Annotated in this window: 15 protein-coding genes and 1 other RNA gene; 9 read left to right on the forward strand and 7 right to left on the reverse strand. The window is 33.9% G+C overall.

Features of this window, described 5'->3' with window-relative positions; translation table 11 throughout:
- On the reverse strand, window positions 1-166 hold a 166-nt coding region (locus WAX74_RS21015), incomplete at its 3' end, for a transposase (protein WP_413788968.1).
- A 228-nt stretch (window positions 167-394) separates the two neighbouring features.
- Entirely contained in the window at window positions 395-1936 is a 1542-nt protein-coding gene (locus tag WAX74_RS12620; protein ID WP_336498030.1) for a hypothetical protein, read from the reverse strand.
- Between the two features lie 190 nt (window positions 1937-2126).
- Here WAX74_RS12620 and secG point away from each other — a divergent pair, with 190 nt between their 5' ends.
- The 5 genes from secG to ssrA all read left to right on the forward strand — a co-directional run bounded on the left by secG (window position 2127) and on the right by ssrA (window position 6840).
- Window positions 2127-2354 (forward strand): preprotein translocase subunit SecG, encoded by a 228-nt coding sequence (gene secG / locus WAX74_RS12625; protein ID WP_053588441.1) that lies wholly within the window; start codon window positions 2127-2129, stop codon window positions 2352-2354.
- Window positions 2355-2514: 160 nt separating this feature from the next.
- The gene (locus tag WAX74_RS12630; RefSeq protein ID WP_336498031.1) at window positions 2515-3261 is read left to right on the forward strand and encodes an alpha/beta hydrolase; all 747 of its coding nucleotides are present in this window, start codon (window positions 2515-2517) and stop codon (window positions 3259-3261) included.
- A 42-nt stretch (window positions 3262-3303) separates the two neighbouring features.
- Window positions 3304-5616, forward strand: coding sequence for a ribonuclease R (rnr, locus tag WAX74_RS12635; protein ID WP_336498032.1), 2313 nt, complete (start codon window positions 3304-3306; stop codon window positions 5614-5616).
- Between the two features lie 306 nt (window positions 5617-5922).
- A complete protein-coding gene (gene smpB, locus WAX74_RS12640) occupies window positions 5923-6390 on the forward strand; it encodes an SsrA-binding protein SmpB (protein WP_053588444.1) in 468 nt (155 codons plus the stop codon).
- Window positions 6391-6485: 95 nt separating this feature from the next.
- Window positions 6486-6840, forward strand: a transfer-messenger RNA (tmRNA) gene (ssrA, locus tag WAX74_RS12645).
- Between the two features lie 124 nt (window positions 6841-6964).
- Here the strand turns inward: ssrA and WAX74_RS12650 are convergent.
- Both WAX74_RS12650 and WAX74_RS12655 read right to left on the reverse strand, forming a co-directional pair.
- A complete protein-coding gene (locus WAX74_RS12650; RefSeq protein ID WP_336498033.1) occupies window positions 6965-8134 on the reverse strand; it encodes a site-specific integrase in 1170 nt (389 codons plus the stop codon).
- Between the two features lie 150 nt (window positions 8135-8284).
- Window positions 8285-8554 carry a helix-turn-helix domain-containing protein gene (locus WAX74_RS12655; RefSeq protein WP_336498034.1) on the reverse strand — a complete coding sequence of 90 codons (270 nt, stop codon included), beginning with the start codon at window positions 8552-8554 and terminating at the stop codon, window positions 8285-8287.
- A gap of 582 nt (window positions 8555-9136) precedes the next feature.
- On the opposite strand from WAX74_RS12655, the gene WAX74_RS12660 reads away from it, so the two are divergent.
- Window positions 9137-9772, forward strand: coding sequence for a hypothetical protein (locus WAX74_RS12660; protein ID WP_336498035.1), 636 nt, complete (start codon window positions 9137-9139; stop codon window positions 9770-9772).
- Window positions 9773-9943: 171 nt separating this feature from the next.
- Here the strand turns inward: WAX74_RS12660 and WAX74_RS12665 are convergent, their stop codons facing one another.
- Complete coding sequence (locus WAX74_RS12665) at window positions 9944-10681, reverse strand: hypothetical protein (RefSeq protein WP_336498036.1); 738 nt, start codon at window positions 10679-10681, stop codon at window positions 9944-9946.
- A 468-nt stretch (window positions 10682-11149) separates the two neighbouring features.
- Here WAX74_RS12665 and WAX74_RS12670 point away from each other — a divergent pair, with 468 nt between their 5' ends.
- Both WAX74_RS12670 and WAX74_RS12675 read left to right on the forward strand, forming a co-directional pair.
- Entirely contained in the window at window positions 11150-13306 is a 2157-nt protein-coding gene (locus WAX74_RS12670; protein WP_336498037.1) for a GTPase, read from the forward strand.
- Complete coding sequence (locus WAX74_RS12675) at window positions 13306-15054, forward strand: GTPase (RefSeq protein WP_336498038.1); 1749 nt, start codon at window positions 13306-13308, stop codon at window positions 15052-15054. Before WAX74_RS12670 ends, WAX74_RS12675 begins: the two co-directional genes overlap by 1 nt.
- A gap of 562 nt (window positions 15055-15616) precedes the next feature.
- Here the strand turns inward: WAX74_RS12675 and WAX74_RS12680 are convergent.
- Window positions 15617-15841: a DUF2188 domain-containing protein gene (locus WAX74_RS12680; protein WP_336498039.1), complete on the reverse strand. Its 225-nt coding sequence runs from the start codon at window positions 15839-15841 to the stop codon at window positions 15617-15619.
- A gap of 139 nt (window positions 15842-15980) precedes the next feature.
- Complete coding sequence (locus tag WAX74_RS12685) at window positions 15981-16109, reverse strand: hypothetical protein (protein ID WP_336498040.1); 129 nt, start codon at window positions 16107-16109, stop codon at window positions 15981-15983.
- Between the two features lie 225 nt (window positions 16110-16334).
- Between WAX74_RS12685 and WAX74_RS12690 the strand changes: the two genes are divergently transcribed.
- Entirely contained in the window at window positions 16335-16604 is a 270-nt protein-coding gene (locus WAX74_RS12690) for a hypothetical protein (protein ID WP_336498041.1), read from the forward strand.
- Window positions 16605-16727: the final 123 nt, after the last annotated feature.

A 16727-nucleotide genomic window follows, 5' to 3' on the forward strand; every position in this document is an offset into this window, starting at 1 on the left:
GCTCACCGTCACTCAATAGGGCTTGTTTCTGTTTGTAAACTCTAACCCAATCACGTATTCTTTCTGGTTTTACTCCATACTCATATGCCAATTCGGAAGCTTTTCTTCCGTCTTCTACAACTAATTTTACTAGATATTCTCGCATTTCTCTTGATAATACAGCCATCCTACACACGCTCCCTTAATTTACTTTTAGTATGAGGGTCGTGTTTTAACATGTCCACTTTTTATGCTAACTCTAATTTAGTTGGAATCTAGAAGTGTTTAGTTGGAAAAAAGACTATTTTAGTTGGAATATTAGAGCATTTAGTTGGAAAATTCACTGCTTTAGTTGGAATATCCTTTAACTGTAAATAAAAGCTCTTTAACGATTAATTCGTTAAGGAGCTTTTTGTTAAAAGAGATAAGGTCCGATTAAAATAAATAATATACTTAAATTCATAAAAGTAGTATATAAAACAAATAGATTAAAAGTTTCTTCGGACACATTGTGACGAACAATGAACAATGGGATTGTTGAAAGAATTATCGCAAGCAATAATAGTAATATAAAGTGCCAATTTTCCGTTATAAAGGGAATTCTATCAATAATCGATTGAATATAAGTAAATTTAACCAAGAAAATAGATTGAAAAATAAATAGAGCTACTAGATGAATAACAAAAGCAATTTCATGTGATTTCACCCATCTTCTTTTATTGAATAAAAATAAACTTCCGTACGTAACAATAAAAGTGAGGATAATCCATCCGATGGAAAATAAAATAAGTAAAAAACCATTAATTAGGTTACTTAATAAGGTATAAAAAGCTGCTTTATAATCTCCTTGCATAACTGCAAGAGTTTCTTGTTTTTTGATTTCATTAGATGATGAATATTCTAAAATCCGGTTTTTACCCTCCATTCTTAAATAAGCAACTGTCTCTTCGTTTAATAGAACTGAACGTTCATAACGGTTTCCGACTTTAGTAACTGCGTTTGCTTTTACAGTATTATCTATTAAGTCAGCTACAAAAATCTTATTGATTTTACCTAATATGGGATCATATAAAGAAGCAGAAAAGGTAATAATAGGTCCTTGCTGTCCTTGATAAACAGTAGGAAACTGAATGTCATTTAATGCTAATTCTGTTTCATTTTCCAGAAAAGAAAGCTTATCGAAGGTTGATGATTGATTCTTATTTAAATCGAATTGTGCTAATTCAATGTTTTTCGTACTAGATCCGCCAGCTAATACTTTTTTATCCAGCATAATAGCATAATTCATATCTTTTAATTGGATAATATTCACAGATAATAGGTTTTCGTGACCACCAATATGAAATGAAAACAGTTCAGTTAGATTGTCGGTGATGTTATACAAAGTATAAAGTTTCTCTTGTTTATTTTCTGTTACAACAAAGATTTGATTATCTAAAATTTTTACAAAATACACGGGGTGCTTAGATTTAAAACGACTTTTTTCAATAGTAAAAGGACTATCTAAAATGACAACTTCATTATTTTCTGTCCAATATACGAGTGTATTTTCTGATTTTGAAAAGTTTACAGCCTCTGGGGCAATAATCTTTTCTCCTGATGTTTTATTGATATGGATAAGTGAATTTTCTTTTATAAAGTAGGAGTCTGTTTGATCGCTCCAACTATTTTTGTATGTATTAATATCATCAATCGTACGATTCCCTTCACATTTCAATTCTTTGTCACAACTCAATACTTCTAGCTTATTAAAATCTAGCAGACTAATCGTATATCCATTCTCCTCCGTTACACTGTGCAATTTCGAGAAATTTCCTTCGATTGCATTAGTTTGAAAGGACCTACTCCAATCTTTGGATGGGGGGAGAATTTGATCTTGTAGAGTGGACCAATAAAGAAAACCTGCTATGCATACTAAGATGAGTATACTTAGACCTATTAATTTGTTTTTCAACATGAACATTCCTTTGCCTATTAGGTTATGAGGTTACTAGATTACTTAATTCTACATAGAACTATGAATTCCCTTTATTTAGGAATTAGTCTTTTTAATGACTATACTGTTTTGTAGATAGACTGTTGTAACTTCTAGTTTTTTTTGGTAAAATTAATATTGTTGTGAACGTTCTTATCAGGAGGTGGAATAAATGCATGCGTTTTTAATGATTTTACTAGTCATCGTATCGCTCGCATTAATCGTTGTTGTGTTGTTACAATCAGGGAAAAGTGCTGGTCTTTCAGGAGCCATCTCTGGTGGGGCTGAACAACTATTTGGAAAACAAAAAGCTCGAGGCATGGACCTTGTATTACATAGAGTGACAATTGTACTTGCAGTATTATTTTTTATCTTAACTATTGCTGTTACTAAATTTTAAAACAGATCGCCTGACCGACTTCTGATTGGTTAGGCGTTTTCTTTTAAAAATTTTTATATACATATTAAGCTTGTATATAGTAATGTCTGGCTGCATGACTTTTCTGTTATGAATGAAAGCAGTTAGAGGCATACTATATTTTATATTGGAGGTTTTTTTAATGCGAATTACAACGCCTAAACCTTTTTTCTTTGAAGCTGGTAAACGCGCAGTGCTCCTATTACATGGATTTACAGGAAACTCATCGGATGTTCGAATGCTTGGACGCTTTTTAGAGAAAAATGGATATACATCATTGGCACCACATTATAAGGGTCATGGTGTACCACCTGAAGAACTTTTGGAAACAGGTCCTACTGATTGGTGGAAAGACGTCATGATGGCTTATGACCGTTTGAAGGCTGCAGGTTATGAGGAAATTGCTGTTGCAGGTCTTTCACTTGGAGGCGTATTTTCGCTGAAATTAGGGTATACAGTTCCTGTGAAAGGAATTGTGACGATGTGTTCACCAATGAGCATGAAAACAACGGATATTATGTTTGAAGGTGTATTAAAATATGCAAGAGAATATAAAAAGTATGAAGGAAAAACCGAGCAGCAAATCGAAAAAGAAGTAGAGGCAATTCGCGAGAAACCGATGGAAACTTTATCGGAGTTAAGAGAGTTTGTTTACAATGTACGGGATCATGTAGATCATATTTATGCTCCGCTCCTTGTCACACAAGGTAAAAAGGATTCGGTTATCGATACGAATTCAGCTAATATCATTTATGAAGAAGCAGAATCCATTGAGAAAAAACTAAATTGGTATGAAAACTCTGGTCATGTCATTACACTTGGTCCAGAAAAAGAGCAATTACACGAAGATATATTAAACTTTTTAGAGTCACTTGATTGGAATGTGTAAAACAAACCAAATGTGCACACGCTGAAAAGGGAGGGATGTTACATGGAAAATTTAAAAGATACGTTACTTGAATTAATGCGAGCAGATGAATATAAACCACTTACGATTAAAGAACTAGAAGAGCATTTCGGTTATAGCCATTCAGAGGAATTTAAAGAATTGGTTAAAACACTTGTTCAAATGGAAGAAAAGGGCTTAGTCGTTAGGTCAAGATCAAACCGCTATGGCGTTCCAGCCCGTATGAACTTAATAGTTGGTAAATTCATAGGTCATGCAAAAGGCTTTGGATTCGTTGCACCAGAAGAGGGTGGCATGGATGATATTTTTATTCCACCTACGGAGGTAAATGGGGCAGTTAATGGCGATACGGTACTTGTTCGTGTATCGCGCGAATCTTCTGGAGATAGAAGAGAAGGTTCAATTATTAAAATTACGCAAAGAGGCATGTCAAAGATCGTCGGTACTTTCCAGGACAATAAAGGATTTGGATTTGTTATCGCAGACGATAAAAAAGTTCCTATGGACGTATTTGTTGCAAAGGGTGACACACTTGGAGCAATCGAAGGTCACAAAGTAGTCGTTGAAATTACGGACTGGCCAAGCGATAGAAAATCGGCAACTGGTATTGTTACACAAATATTAGGGCACAAAAATGATCCAGGCGTGGATATATTATCGATTATTTATAAACATGGTATCACTATTGATTTTCCACAGGAAGTAATCGATCAAGCCGAAGCTGTACCATCGGAAATTGATGAGAAGGATCTAGAAAATCGTAGAGATTTACGAGAAGAAGTAATTGTGACAATTGACGGTGCAGATGCGAAAGATTTAGATGATGCTGTTACTGTTACAAAATTTCCAGATGGCACATATAAGCTTGGCGTACATATAGCTGACGTTAGTCATTATGTGACTGAAGGTTCACCTCTTGACCGAGAAGCATATGATCGCGGAACAAGTGTTTACTTAACCGATCGTGTTATACCTATGATTCCACACCGTTTATCGAATGGTATTTGTTCATTAAATCCACAAGTAGACCGTTTAACATTATCATGTGAAATGATTATTGATGGTTCAGGAATGGTCACATCACATGAGATTTTCCAAAGTGTTATTCGAACAACAGAAAGAATGACCTATTCTGATGTGTATAAAATATTGGAAGAAAAAGACGCTGCATTAATGGAGAGATACGAGCCACTAGTTCCAATGTTTGAAACTATGGCAGAGTTAGCAGCTGTTCTTAGAAAGAAACGTGAAGATCGTGGAGCCATCGATTTTGATTTCCCGGAAGCAAAAATCTTAGTTGATGAAGATGGTTGGCCTACGGACGTTGCAATTCGTGAAAGAACTGTAGCGGAACGTCTTATCGAAGAATTCATGCTAGCTGCCAATGAGACAATTGCAGAACATTTTAAATGGATGGATGTTCCGTTTATTTACCGTATTCACGAAGATCCGAAACCGGAAAAACTTCAACGCTTTTTTGAGTTTTTAACGAATTTCGGTCTAGTTGTTAAGGGTACAGGAAATAATATTCATCCAAAGGCTTTACAGGAGATTATTGAGTCGATTGAAGGAATGCCTGAAGAACCAGTAATTTCTACGATGCTTTTAAGATCATTACAACAAGCAAAATATTATGCAGAGTGTCTAGGACATTTCGGTCTATCAACGGAGTATTATACTCATTTTACTTCGCCAATTCGACGTTATCCCGACTTAATTGTTCATCGATTAATCCGTACGTATTTAGTAGAAGGAGATGTTTCTCAAGGTACTATCAACCATTGGGGAGCAATCATGGATGATATCGCCGAGCATACTTCTAAGCGTGAAAGACGTGCAGTAGATGCAGAACGAGATACTGATGCGATGAAAAAAGCACAATATATGGCTGATAAAATCGGAGAAGAATTTGAGGGTATCGTAAGCTCTATTACTAACTTTGGTATGTTTATCGAGCTTCCAAATACTATAGAAGGCCTTGTGCATGTGACGAACATGACAGATGACTATTACCGATTCGATGATCGTCAAATGATGATGATTGGAGAACGTGCAGGTAAGCAGTTCCGTATCGGGGATGAAGTAACCGTTCGAGTTGCTGATGTTAAAGCAGAAGAGTCCTCAGTAGACTTTGAAATCGTAGGAATGAAAAAAGCATTCCACCGAACTAGAAAAGAAGCCCCTAAAGTTATACACGCGAAGAAAAAAGAAGGCTCTGGTAATCAAAGAAAAGGTTCTTCCCAACCAGGTCCAAAGAAAGAAGTAAAACAGAAAAAGAAATTCTACGAATCAGTAGCTAAAAACTCACAAAAACGTAAACGTTCAAAGAAAAAATAAGGAGCGAGAAATCGCTCCTTCAGACTGTAGACAAACTCGAATTTTCTTAAATAGGATAGAGTAGGTTTTCCGAAGCTTACCGCTCGCTTTCCGCGGGCGAGCGACAAGCCTCCTCGTCGCTACGCTTCTGCGGGGTCTCGTCTGTCTCGCTTTCCCGCAGGAGTCGAGCGGACGCTTCTCCAAACCACAAAAGATATTTTTCTATTTAATGAAAAAAATTAAATTAATGAAAGTGACCAATTAGCTAACGTCTACAACCTGAAGGAGAGAAATCGCTTCTGTCCTACTTTTAAAGAGGTGAATGAGATGGCAAAAAAGAATGACGATAAGGTGCTTGCACAAAATAAGAAAGCCGGCCATGACTATTTTATAGAAGAGACAATTGAAGCTGGCATTGTGTTGCAAGGAACTGAAATTAAATCGATTCGTAACGGTAAAGTACAATTAAAGGATTCCTTTGTACGTATAAGAAATAACGAAGCATGGATTTCCAATATGCATATTAGCCCTTACGAACAAGGAAATCGTTTCAATCACGATCCTTTACGTTCAAGAAAACTACTTTTACATAAAAAACAGATTAGCAGCTTAATTGGTGAAACAAAAAGAGAAGGATTCACAATAGTACCGCTAAAAATGTATATTAAAAATGGCTATGCAAAAGTATTGATCGGTATCGGTAAAGGGAAGAAAGATTACGACAAACGTGATGTGTTGAAGAAGAAAGAAGCAAAACGTGAGATTGAAAGAGCATTCAAGGCTAGAAACCAATAGGGTACAAACCAGTATTGGTAGAATGTCTCACTTGAATTTTGACCTAATTTGATGTATAGTTATCTATGTAACGAAGCTTACATTATTCCATAAACGGGGACGTTATGGATTCGACAGGGATAGTCTGAGCTTGAGTTGCGCGTCGGAGGCTCGGCTCCGCAAAAACGGACCTTATAATAACAGGCAAAACAAACAACAACTTAGCATTCGCAGCGTAAGCTCGGATCTGCTTTATCTATTCATCGCCCATGTGGCTAGGTAGAGCTCAACTTTAGTGGGATACGGTTGGCAGTGCCACTTGAGCTGTCAGCAAGAGATTTCCAAGTTAGCGTACAGGACGCCCGCTTATCGGCATAATGCTACGCGAAGCTTTAAATAGGTAAGATACACGCGTAGAAGCTTAAGTGTTAGAGTTTCTGGACGCGGGTTCAAATCCCGCCGTCTCCATATTACAATTTCATTGAGTTTCAATGAATCTCAAAACCCTTGATAATCAAGGGTTTTTTATTTTGCTTGTTTCATTGAGTTTCATTGAATTTCATTCAACCATGGTCAAAACCATGGTCAAAAACTTTTACATGCTCATAAAATTTTCTAACTTATTGATTGCTTCATCTTTTGCTTTATCGGATACGTGAGCATAGATGTTCAACGTCGTCTGTACATCAGTATGACCAAGACGATCTTGAACCTCTTTAATTCCTACGTTTGCCTCAAAGAGAAGTGAGCAATGTGTATGCCTAAATCCATGAGTTGTTATTTTGGGAAGTTGATATTTTATTAAAACATGTTCGAGCCATTTGCGTGTTTTAGTAGGTTGTAAAAACTCGTTTTGTTCATTACTGAAAACAAGTTGATTACGCTGTAATGTATTAAATCCTAAAAGAAGATAGTCTTCTCGTTGTTGCTTTTTCCACTTTTTCAAAATCCCCATAGTGGTTGAGTCCATTTTTATTGTACGAGCAATACCTGTCTTCGTGGTTTTTACATAGAGTTTATTGTTTTTCCCTCTTGAAATGGCTTTATTAATACGAATTTCATTATTTGTGAAATCTATATCTTTCCATGTCAATGCAAGGGCTTCACCTTTACGCATCCCACTGTAGGAAAGAAGTTGAAATAACACATATGCTTTAAAATTACTCTCTTGCTCCATGCATCTAAGAAATTCAATGAGCTGTTCTTTTGTGTAGAAATTTTCAGGTTTGTCTTCATCATCAATGCAAACCTTTATCAATTTTTTTGCCATTTCTACTAAAGCAAAGGGATTTGTCCCAATATATCCACGCTTAATCGCAAAATTAACAACTTTTGAAGCATATGCTTTGACCATTCTGTATTTTTTTAACTTAGAAGCCCATTCATCAACATGTCTTTGACATATATCCACATTAATTTTTTCGATTTTATATGCTCCAAGAGCAGGTAGAATGTGATTGCGGAAAATACCAATTGTCTTAATAAATGTACTTTCTTCAACCGTTTTCTCATACTGAATAATCCATAACTCGTAGATATCTGCATACGTTTCTACTTGTCGTTTTTTAAATACTCCTTTGTCAATTTCAAGTTTAATTCGAGCTAAAGCCAGGTCAGCTTCTTTTTTCGTTTTGAATCCACGTCGAGTTGTATATTGTTCTTTACCAGTAAATGGGTCTATACCACAATATACTTTAAACATGTAGCATTTTTCATTATTTTTTTTTGTGTACGTTTTTATAGCGGTATTTTTTGTTTTATTCATTTTTTTTTCCTCCTATTATCTTACGGAGACAAGATGTAGAGGATATTGTTTGTCGCTTATTATATGAAAGCAACATATTTATCTTACATGATTTAAGCGAGGATACTCAAGTTTATCAAGCTTAAACTTTACAAAATGTCTCCTATTTTTTTAATAACTAAATTGATTTAGAAAATTATCGATTTCTGACTTGGAAACACGCTTCACACCTTCAATTTCACAAACTTTCAATCCCATTTCACGATATTTCGTAAACGTATTATTAGCCACACCAATATAATCACAGGCTTCTTTGATACTCATCCATTGCTTTGTGGTGGCATGAGGTGTGTGGTAATCCTTCATAGCGTCAGTAATCCAGTTTTTGAATTGGTTTTCAATAGAATATAATTGCTCAAAGTTGTTTATTAAATGGTCCATTTATTTTTACCCTCCTTTAATGTTTGAACTCATAATAGAACAAATTTAATCCTCAGTGAATACAAGAAGTGTCGTATGTTGCTTGACCCCTATATTCGGAAAATGGAAATTACACTAATTGGTAGTTATAAACACAAATAAATAAAATAAGGTTATTAACAGAAAGCACTGCAAGAACCATACAAGCAATTTCGTGGAATGGTGTAAGGGTGTTTTTTTGCCACGGGGAAGAAATCAGTTTCAATTCAACAAGCGATTAATTGTAAGAATAACGGGCGAATATGAGTTTGACGACAAAGATAAACCATATAGACACTTTCGTAAGAATGAGCAGATTTTAATAGAAAAGTACGGACAAGTTCAAAGAATTGTGCTTGTGGATAATAATGATTTTATTTATACTTTGGTGAAAAGCATTTAGTCATATATATATTTTATATGTCAGCTCTCTATACAAAGATAAGGAGAAGGTTTAGTGGAACTAACTGAAGAACAGAAAATCGTTATTGAAAAGATTAAAGATAGGAAGATAACTGGTTTATTTTTTATGGTTAGTAAACTAAACAGAGGGTGGTAGTTAAGATGGAAAAACAGTATTTTAACCTCATGCAACTTTTTGAAGGATATGTACGGAATTATCGCAGAATGAATTTGTCACATTTACATAATGTCTCTATGTTTACAAAAAGGGAAATTGACTATTTTGCACAATTAGGGGAATTTCTTGGATTCAATGCATTTGTAGAAGACTCTAAGTTTGATAAATTAAAAGGGCGTTCCCGACCAATGGATTTATCCTGGTGGAAATGGGATGCCAGATTTGATAAAGAACATTTTTTATATCTTGCTTTGCATTTGGAGAGGGAAAGCCTACCGAAGAAAGATGTTGAGACAATTGAAAAGCTATTTTCACAAACAGATGAAGGATATGTTCCACATAATGTTATTGGGATACAGTACATTGAATCTGCTGAAAGAATAGATTATCTAAACAAATTAATTCTTAATAAGAATAGGGTTCAAGGGTCAAATGTTCTAATAATTTACCGCTTTTTTGATAATGAATTTGATTTGCAAAGAGTTCGTGCGTATAGCATCACTCCAGATGGATTAAGTGAGGAGAGAAACGCCATTTTCAATAAAGACCAATCAGGCTATTGCTATATTTGCTTCGAGGAAGAGTATGTCCCCTTCAAAAAAGAAGAGAATCCATTTTAAAAATTTGGAAAAGGAATTTGTATAATGTCTAAGGGCAGAGGGGATTCAATCAATACAAAGTTTTCACCAGTTTGCTATTAAACATATAGAGCCAGAATTATGAAGATTGATTAAATTGTTTGGAATGATGAAAGGATGGGCTACTGCCCATCCTTTCTGTTCTTCATTACTTTATTCTTCTTCCGTTGTTGTCTTTGGATTGTTTTTAATAATGCTAAGTATATCGACAGCGGCCTTTCTACGTCTATCAGGGTCTTCTGATTGCATTTCCTCTTCTAAAATTTCTAAGGCGGTAGTTCCCAATTGACCAAGGCGACTTATTAATTTTTCAGGGTCCTTTTCATTTGGTGATGTTTGTTTGTCTTCTTTTTCTTCTTCCCAAATATCGATTGGATGTGTATGTTCAGTGGGAGGAATCTCATGTTTAGCTACCATACCTAATATTTCACCGATACCAGATGTAACAAAGGGGTGAGGGAACTTAGTTACGGTAGTCATATTTCTAAGCAATGACTTAACCTCTTCTTTTAATTCTTCCTTATTAATCATTTTCCTCCAATCACAGGACCGTCTATGACAAGTTCCATCTTTAACTTTATTTGGGTGATATTCATAATCACCAATAATACCAATATGAACAAACCCATCTTGAGTGATTAGTACAACGTCTCCTTTACGCATAACGTTTTTAAACGTATTTACAGTACCTAAGTTTGTTGATAAAGAGCGACCAGAGTAACCATAAGCAGAGGATAATGCATCTCGAATATCTTCTTTTGCCATTGTGGTCATATCTAAAACTTTACTCCAACCAATAGCGATAAAACCTTCATTTAAAAACTCGGAAGCCTTCTCTTTCCCCTCTGGTTTTGTTTTAAACTGAAATAGATTAATATTGAATAGATTCATTCGTAACCCTCCGTTTATATTGTTTTTGTTTCTTATAAAATCATCTTACCATAGCGTATTGGTTCGTGTCAATTCGTATTTTTAAAAAAATAACAGACGTAAATATCCGTAAATGTGCGTATTTGAGTGTCTTTGAATTTTCAATCTTTTCTTAACCTTTACTACCTTCTAAAGTAATTGAGTAAATACCGATGACGAAGAACTACCTTGTCAGACATTTGAAATCAGTTGAGGATTTTCGTATCAGAAGAAATGAATTAATCTTGAAAGAGTCAGAATTAAGAGGTGAGGCATAACCTGAATAGAAAGTATTGAGGATGACAGGCTTGCCTCGACAAATGGATAAGTGTTATAAACCGCAATTAAAATAACATTAGTTAATAAGTATTATTTTCTGTATAGATATGAGTTAAAATAGTATTATAGTTTGATGAAGATATATACATATCTATATTGGAGGTGGAATCAATGTTTAAGGTTGTAAATAATAATAACAAAAGAAAAATTGATTACGATGAATATAAACAAGCATTGACTGACTGCAAGTATGTAGCTGAGAAACAAGCAACGTATGTTTCTGGTAGAGTTAAAGATTTGAAAAAATTGCTGAAAAAAAATAATGAAGAATTGAATCTTTTTATTAATCACGCAAATGATTTAACAGAATTGAAAGACGAATCATTAATGACCATGTTAGAAAGTTTAAACGATACTATCTCTAATAATTTAAAACTGGGAATAAAAAATATAGAAGAATCTATAAATAAAAAGAAAAAGAATTTGAGTACGTTTACAGTAACGCTTTTTGGAAGGACAAAAGCAGGAAAAAGCACAATAAGGGAAGCCTTGACTGACGGAGATGGTGAGAGCATTGGTAAAGGCTCACAACGAACAACAAGAGACGTTAGAGAATACTACTGGAATAATCTTAGAATTATCGACACTCCAGGAATTTCTGCTTACGAGGGAGAAGAGGATGTTAAAATTGCTGAAAGCGTCATAGATGAATCGGATTTGATTATGTTTTTAGTTACAAATGACAGCATACAGGAAACTGAATTTGAAAAGTTAATTCAATTAAGGTCTCAGAATAAGCCGATTATTATATTGCTCAATGTTAAAATGGACATTGACGATGAATTATACAGGGAAATTTTCCTTGAAAATTACAAGGATACTATTAGTTTAAGTGGTCAGGCGGGGAATGTTGAAAGAATAAGAGAATACTCAAAAAAATACTTAGGAAGTAATAACTTTCAGATTATTCCTATACATGCGTTATCTGCGTTTAAAAGTACAAAAGAGGAAGATAAGGATTTGAAACGGAAGTTATATAATGCTTCTAACCTCAATAAAGTTAAATTTATGCTAAGAGAATTAGTGGTGAATCAAGGCAAACAAAAAAGAGTATTAAGTTTTAGGGATGATTATATTTATTATTTGAGAAGTTTAGAAAGCGTTTATTGGAACAGTTTTAAAGAGATAAAGCCGAGAGTTCAATATATTCGTGGAAAGCATAAGGCAATAAAAAGTTGGTTTGAAGAATTTAAAAAAAATGGATTAAGTACAATTGATAGTGATGTATCTCAAATATTCACACAGTTATCATCAGAAGTGGATGCTTTTGTAGATAGTTATGCGGGGAATAAAAATGCTGAAAAAAAATGGAATGAAAAAGTAGAGTCATATAAGATACATAACAGAATCAATGAGATTTATCAAAGTTTATCAAAAGAAGCAACGAGAAATTTGAATGAATTTTCACGTCAAATTACATTTGAAGTCAACAATCTCAATTTTGGTAGTATTGCCGATGATGTTAGCGAATTAAAGAAGGGTGTGATGGGAAAGGTTGCACGTTGGGGTGGTGCTGCCTTAAATGTCACATGGCTATTTACCTTAACTAATTTTTGGAATCCAGCAGGTTGGGTTTCTGGTGTAATTGGTATTGGAGGAGTTTTAATGAGCGTCATAGGCTTCTTTTCAGGAAACGATAGCAAAAAATTTGATAAAAGGAAATCAAAACTAAAAATCGATATGAAAAGGTCAGTTAACAAAATGGCTAATGATACAAAAAAGCAGTTGCGAAGTGCCTTTAAGAAAAATATTATTAACCCTTTGTATGAACAAGTAAATATTGAGTGGGATAAAAATGTAGACATGTTATTTGCATATTTAAACTTACTTAAAGAGTCAGCAATCCGTATTAGAAAAGAAGAACAACAAGAAAATGTTAATCTTTTTAAATTACTTTATGAACAAACATACCTAACAGAATTTGATAGTTCAATGTTGAAAGTTGCAAGGGAGCAGGGGGTCATGACTAAAATCATGACACACGATGATATAAATTTAAAACAACATAATAGTAGAAGGTTGTTAGAGAATATAATGGGAGAAAAGCTTATTTATATTGAATTTATAAATGAACCGAATGAACTTTTTAGGCGGTCACTATTTCCAGCAAAAACCGATGATATTGAGTTAGAAATCAATTTACCCCAAGTTATTGTTAGGGCAAGTAAAGATAGTGTTAGAGGGATAATTGGGAAAAAAGGAAGAAATATAAAATTAACAAATAGACTATTTGATGATATAAACATTACGGTGGAGGAGACGGGGTAATGGAAGAAATAAAATACATTAAGTACACAAAAAAAATAGATCAGTTAAAAGAGGATTTTAATAATATCATTGACCGAATTGACATTGATAAATGTAATTTTATAATGAGTGAATATAAAAATGATATTTCCAAAAGTATAGATAAAGGTAATGTGGAGATTGCTTTTATAGGTCAATACTCTGCTGGAAAATCAACATTAATAGCTTCTTTAACGGAGAATATGAATATAAAAACAGGACAAAATATAACAACAGATAAAGTTAATGAATATAAATGGAATAATATCGTATTAGTAGATACCCCTGGAATCGGAACTGACTATCAAGAACACTCCGACTTAGCATACAGGTATATGGATTTGGCAGATTTATTGGTGTATGTAGTAACAACTCAAGGTTTTGATGAATTAATTGCAAATGATTTTAAAAATATTGCTTTTACGCAACAAAAATCTTCCAAAATGATGTTAGTAGTAAATAAAACTTCTTTAGAGTCTATTGCCAATAAAACACATTGGGAAAATGATATTAAAAAAGTATTGTCACCCTATACTTTAGAGGAGTTCAAGGTGACTTTTACTGATGCTAATAGTTATTTAGAAGCATTAAAGCCAAATAATGAAAAGTTTCGTAATGCATTAATAGAACGAAGCAATATAAAAAATTTAATTGCAAATTTAGATGATTTCAGTGAAGAAAAAGGGATTGTTGGGAGACTGTTATCTCCTCTAAATGTATTAAATACATATTTAGATAAAATTATAAATGAAATTTCTACGAATGAAGAAGAAAAGAAAGTTCAAGAGTTATTATTAAGAAAAAAGTTCTTAGTTGTTGAAAGTAGAAAAAATACAAATAGAAAAATTGAGCGTGAAATTCAAAATCTATACAATAGTGTCATGATAGTTTCTGACGAGTTTCTATCTAAAATTACTGGTGAAAAAAATTCAAGTGAATTGAACTATGAATTCGAGACTACAAAAGAAAAAGTTGAAACAGTATGCAGTGAAGCTGGCGAAAAAATAGAAGATATTGTAGACCAAGAATTAGACGATTTAATTAAAAAAATAAATGCGTTAGAAGATACTCCTGTATTTAAAGAGCTAATAAACGAATTTAATACGGATGTAGACTTTAACGTTAATTTTAAAGACAAAAAGGATACAAATAATTTTAAAAAAGCTCCTGAATCTATAAGAGATATAGGGAAGTTTTTAGGCGTGGCAGGTAAGGGTTTTAAAAGTTGGTGTATAAATGCAGAAAAAGCTGGAAATGGATTGAGGAAACTATCGGGTAGTGAAGCACATAAATTTGTTTTAGATGTCGGACACTTTTTTGGTAAAAAGTTTCGACCCTATGAAGCATTGAAAATTGTAAACAAACTCGGAAAAGCTGGAGAGGTACTAACAAAAGTTGGTACAAAAGTGAGTGTTGTGACTGCGGTGGCGTCTCCGTTAATTGCAACCTACGAAGAATACCAAGAAGGAGCAAATGAAAAACGGTTGTTAGAAGCGAGAACTGAAGTTAGAAATAACTTCAGAACCTGGGCTAATGAAATTAAAAGTAATGCTCAAGAGAAAAGAGCAGAGTTGTTGAAAGCAGTGCATGATAAAGAATTGGATAATATTAATAGTCGTATTCATTCCCTTAGAGATAAAGAAAAACTTCAAACAGAGCAATCAAAATTATTATTAGAACTACAGCAAGAAGTCGAACGCACTTCAAGGGATATTGATGGCAATATGTGAAGAATTTAAAAAGAAGGTCCTTTATGTCTAATCCCTTAAACCTTTGTTTTGTACACACCTAAAAAACATTGTCCTTAAACATAAAATCATGTCCTTAAATAAAAAAGTATGGTCAAGACCGAATCAATATCAGGTAATAAGCCTGGTAGATCTTCGGTCTTTTTTAATGCCCCGATACAGAAGAAAGCAGAAGGAAAACAGGAGAAAAAGCAGTGGAGAAGGAGAGAAGAAAGGGCGAATCCAGTACCTTTGGACAAAGTTTATTCTGTCTGCGACCATGAAAATTCTGTACAAGTTTGAGCAAAAGTTGGGGAATAAGAGGTCCAAACTTTTTTCTCTTCCAAAAGATGGGGAGAAGGAGTGAGACCAAGTAGGATAAGAAAAAGCCTTGTTAATTATCAAAATTACTGCTTTTTTAAAAAGTAGTAACAGACAATAAACAAGGCTGTGAAATCCTTCTCATGATTAGATTTTACAACACTTGTTAGAGAGTGTCTAAAGTGCATAAAAATCCCTTTAAGTATAGAAATGATAAATAAAACTCTTCAAGTATTTATATGGCTTAGCCTCTTGGTGGATGAGGGTCGTTCCCGTAGCTGTTTCTTTCTCTGATTTGTCCACTTCGATTATGAATGAACAGTTCAGATTTTTGGTTTTTGGCAATTCCTGTGGCGAATGTAATAGCTTCTGATTGCGTCCGAAACACCTTGGTTGCTTTTGAATTTCCTGCACCTTTAACTTGGTATCCTCCACTTGAACGGGGAGTTACATGCTGGTTCTTACCCATCTTTTCACCTCATAGTTATTTATTTTAGCGTGGAAGGCGAACATTAGTTGTCTATCATCATATATAAATTTGTTGTAGTATTAGGATATATATATTATTTTTTGGCTCTTATTTGTTCTGCAAAACAAATAGGAGCCTTTTATTTTAGTTTTCGCTTTAGCTCACGTTCAAGTTTTTGCATCTCTCTTTTCATGCTTTGGTTCATTTCACGATTTAACTTTCTAACCGTACTGTTTACCTTTGATTTATTCACTTTTACTCGCACCATTTTTTTCCCACCTCCTCAGACTTTTAGGGATAATTTATTCGCCCTCCACTGTTCTTATTATATCGTTAATCGCCCATTATCACAATATGTTGTGCATTCATATGTTAATGAGACACAACATGTAGTGTTTGTGGTAGACTTCAAAAGTGAAATGTGGTAATGCCATAAAAACAGATATTTATAAAGTGAATAAAAACTAATATTTACGAGAAGGGTTCTCATACTATGAAATTTGTTTTCTACAATGACACTGGACGGATTGTATATCCTCATACAGCTTGCTTTTTGCATGGGTGTTCGGGAAGTATTAACCCAATTCAGCACTTAGAAGAGCGAATTTTTATCCTACCAGAAGGAAGTTATCCGTCTGTTAAACTGTGGGATTATGGTGAAGATAAGGGATTAGAAATCCTAATCTCACCATCTAAAGTGAGAATTGACATGAAGTATACCTGGAAATTGATTTTCATATTGAAACAAAGTAAGATGGAATAAACTATTAGAATCTTTTAAAAGGTCGGGTTCCTATGAGGAAATTTCGTAATCACTATACAAATAAAAAATTTCTAACCAACGCTTAGTCATCAGACTGAGCGTTTTTTATATGGTTTGTTTTCA

Source organism: Psychrobacillus mangrovi (assembly GCF_037104765.1).
GTDB classification, from domain to species: domain Bacteria; phylum Bacillota; class Bacilli; order Bacillales_A; family Planococcaceae; genus Psychrobacillus; species Psychrobacillus mangrovi.

Excerpts from the sequence above, each read along its gene's own strand:
- WAX74_RS12670 (WP_336498037.1), top strand. The coding sequence starts at position 11,150 with ATGTTTAAGGTTGTAAATAATAATAACAAAAGAAAAATTGATTACGAT.
- WAX74_RS12650 (WP_336498033.1), bottom strand. The coding sequence starts at position 8,134 with ATGAATAAAACAAAAAATACCGCTATAAAAACGTACACAAAAAAAAAT.
- WAX74_RS12655 (WP_336498034.1), bottom strand. The coding sequence starts at position 8,554 with ATGGACCATTTAATAAACAACTTTGAGCAATTATATTCTATTGAAAAC.
- WAX74_RS12620 (WP_336498030.1), bottom strand. The coding sequence starts at position 1,936 with ATGTTGAAAAACAAATTAATAGGTCTAAGTATACTCATCTTAGTATGC.
- rnr (WP_336498032.1), top strand. The coding sequence starts at position 3,304 with ATGGAAAATTTAAAAGATACGTTACTTGAATTAATGCGAGCAGATGAA.
- WAX74_RS12680 (WP_336498039.1), bottom strand. The coding sequence starts at position 15,841 with ATGGGTAAGAACCAGCATGTAACTCCCCGTTCAAGTGGAGGATACCAA.
- WAX74_RS12630 (WP_336498031.1), top strand. The coding sequence starts at position 2,515 with ATGCGAATTACAACGCCTAAACCTTTTTTCTTTGAAGCTGGTAAACGC.
- secG (WP_053588441.1), top strand. The coding sequence starts at position 2,127 with ATGCATGCGTTTTTAATGATTTTACTAGTCATCGTATCGCTCGCATTA.
- WAX74_RS12660 (WP_336498035.1), top strand. The coding sequence starts at position 9,137 with ATGGAAAAACAGTATTTTAACCTCATGCAACTTTTTGAAGGATATGTA.
- WAX74_RS12685 (WP_336498040.1), bottom strand. The coding sequence starts at position 16,109 with ATGGTGCGAGTAAAAGTGAATAAATCAAAGGTAAACAGTACGGTTAGA.
- smpB (WP_053588444.1), top strand. The coding sequence starts at position 5,923 with ATGGCAAAAAAGAATGACGATAAGGTGCTTGCACAAAATAAGAAAGCC.
- WAX74_RS12690 (WP_336498041.1), top strand. The coding sequence starts at position 16,335 with ATGAAATTTGTTTTCTACAATGACACTGGACGGATTGTATATCCTCAT.
- WAX74_RS12665 (WP_336498036.1), bottom strand. The coding sequence starts at position 10,681 with ATGAATCTATTCAATATTAATCTATTTCAGTTTAAAACAAAACCAGAG.
- WAX74_RS12675 (WP_336498038.1), top strand. The coding sequence starts at position 13,306 with ATGGAAGAAATAAAATACATTAAGTACACAAAAAAAATAGATCAGTTA.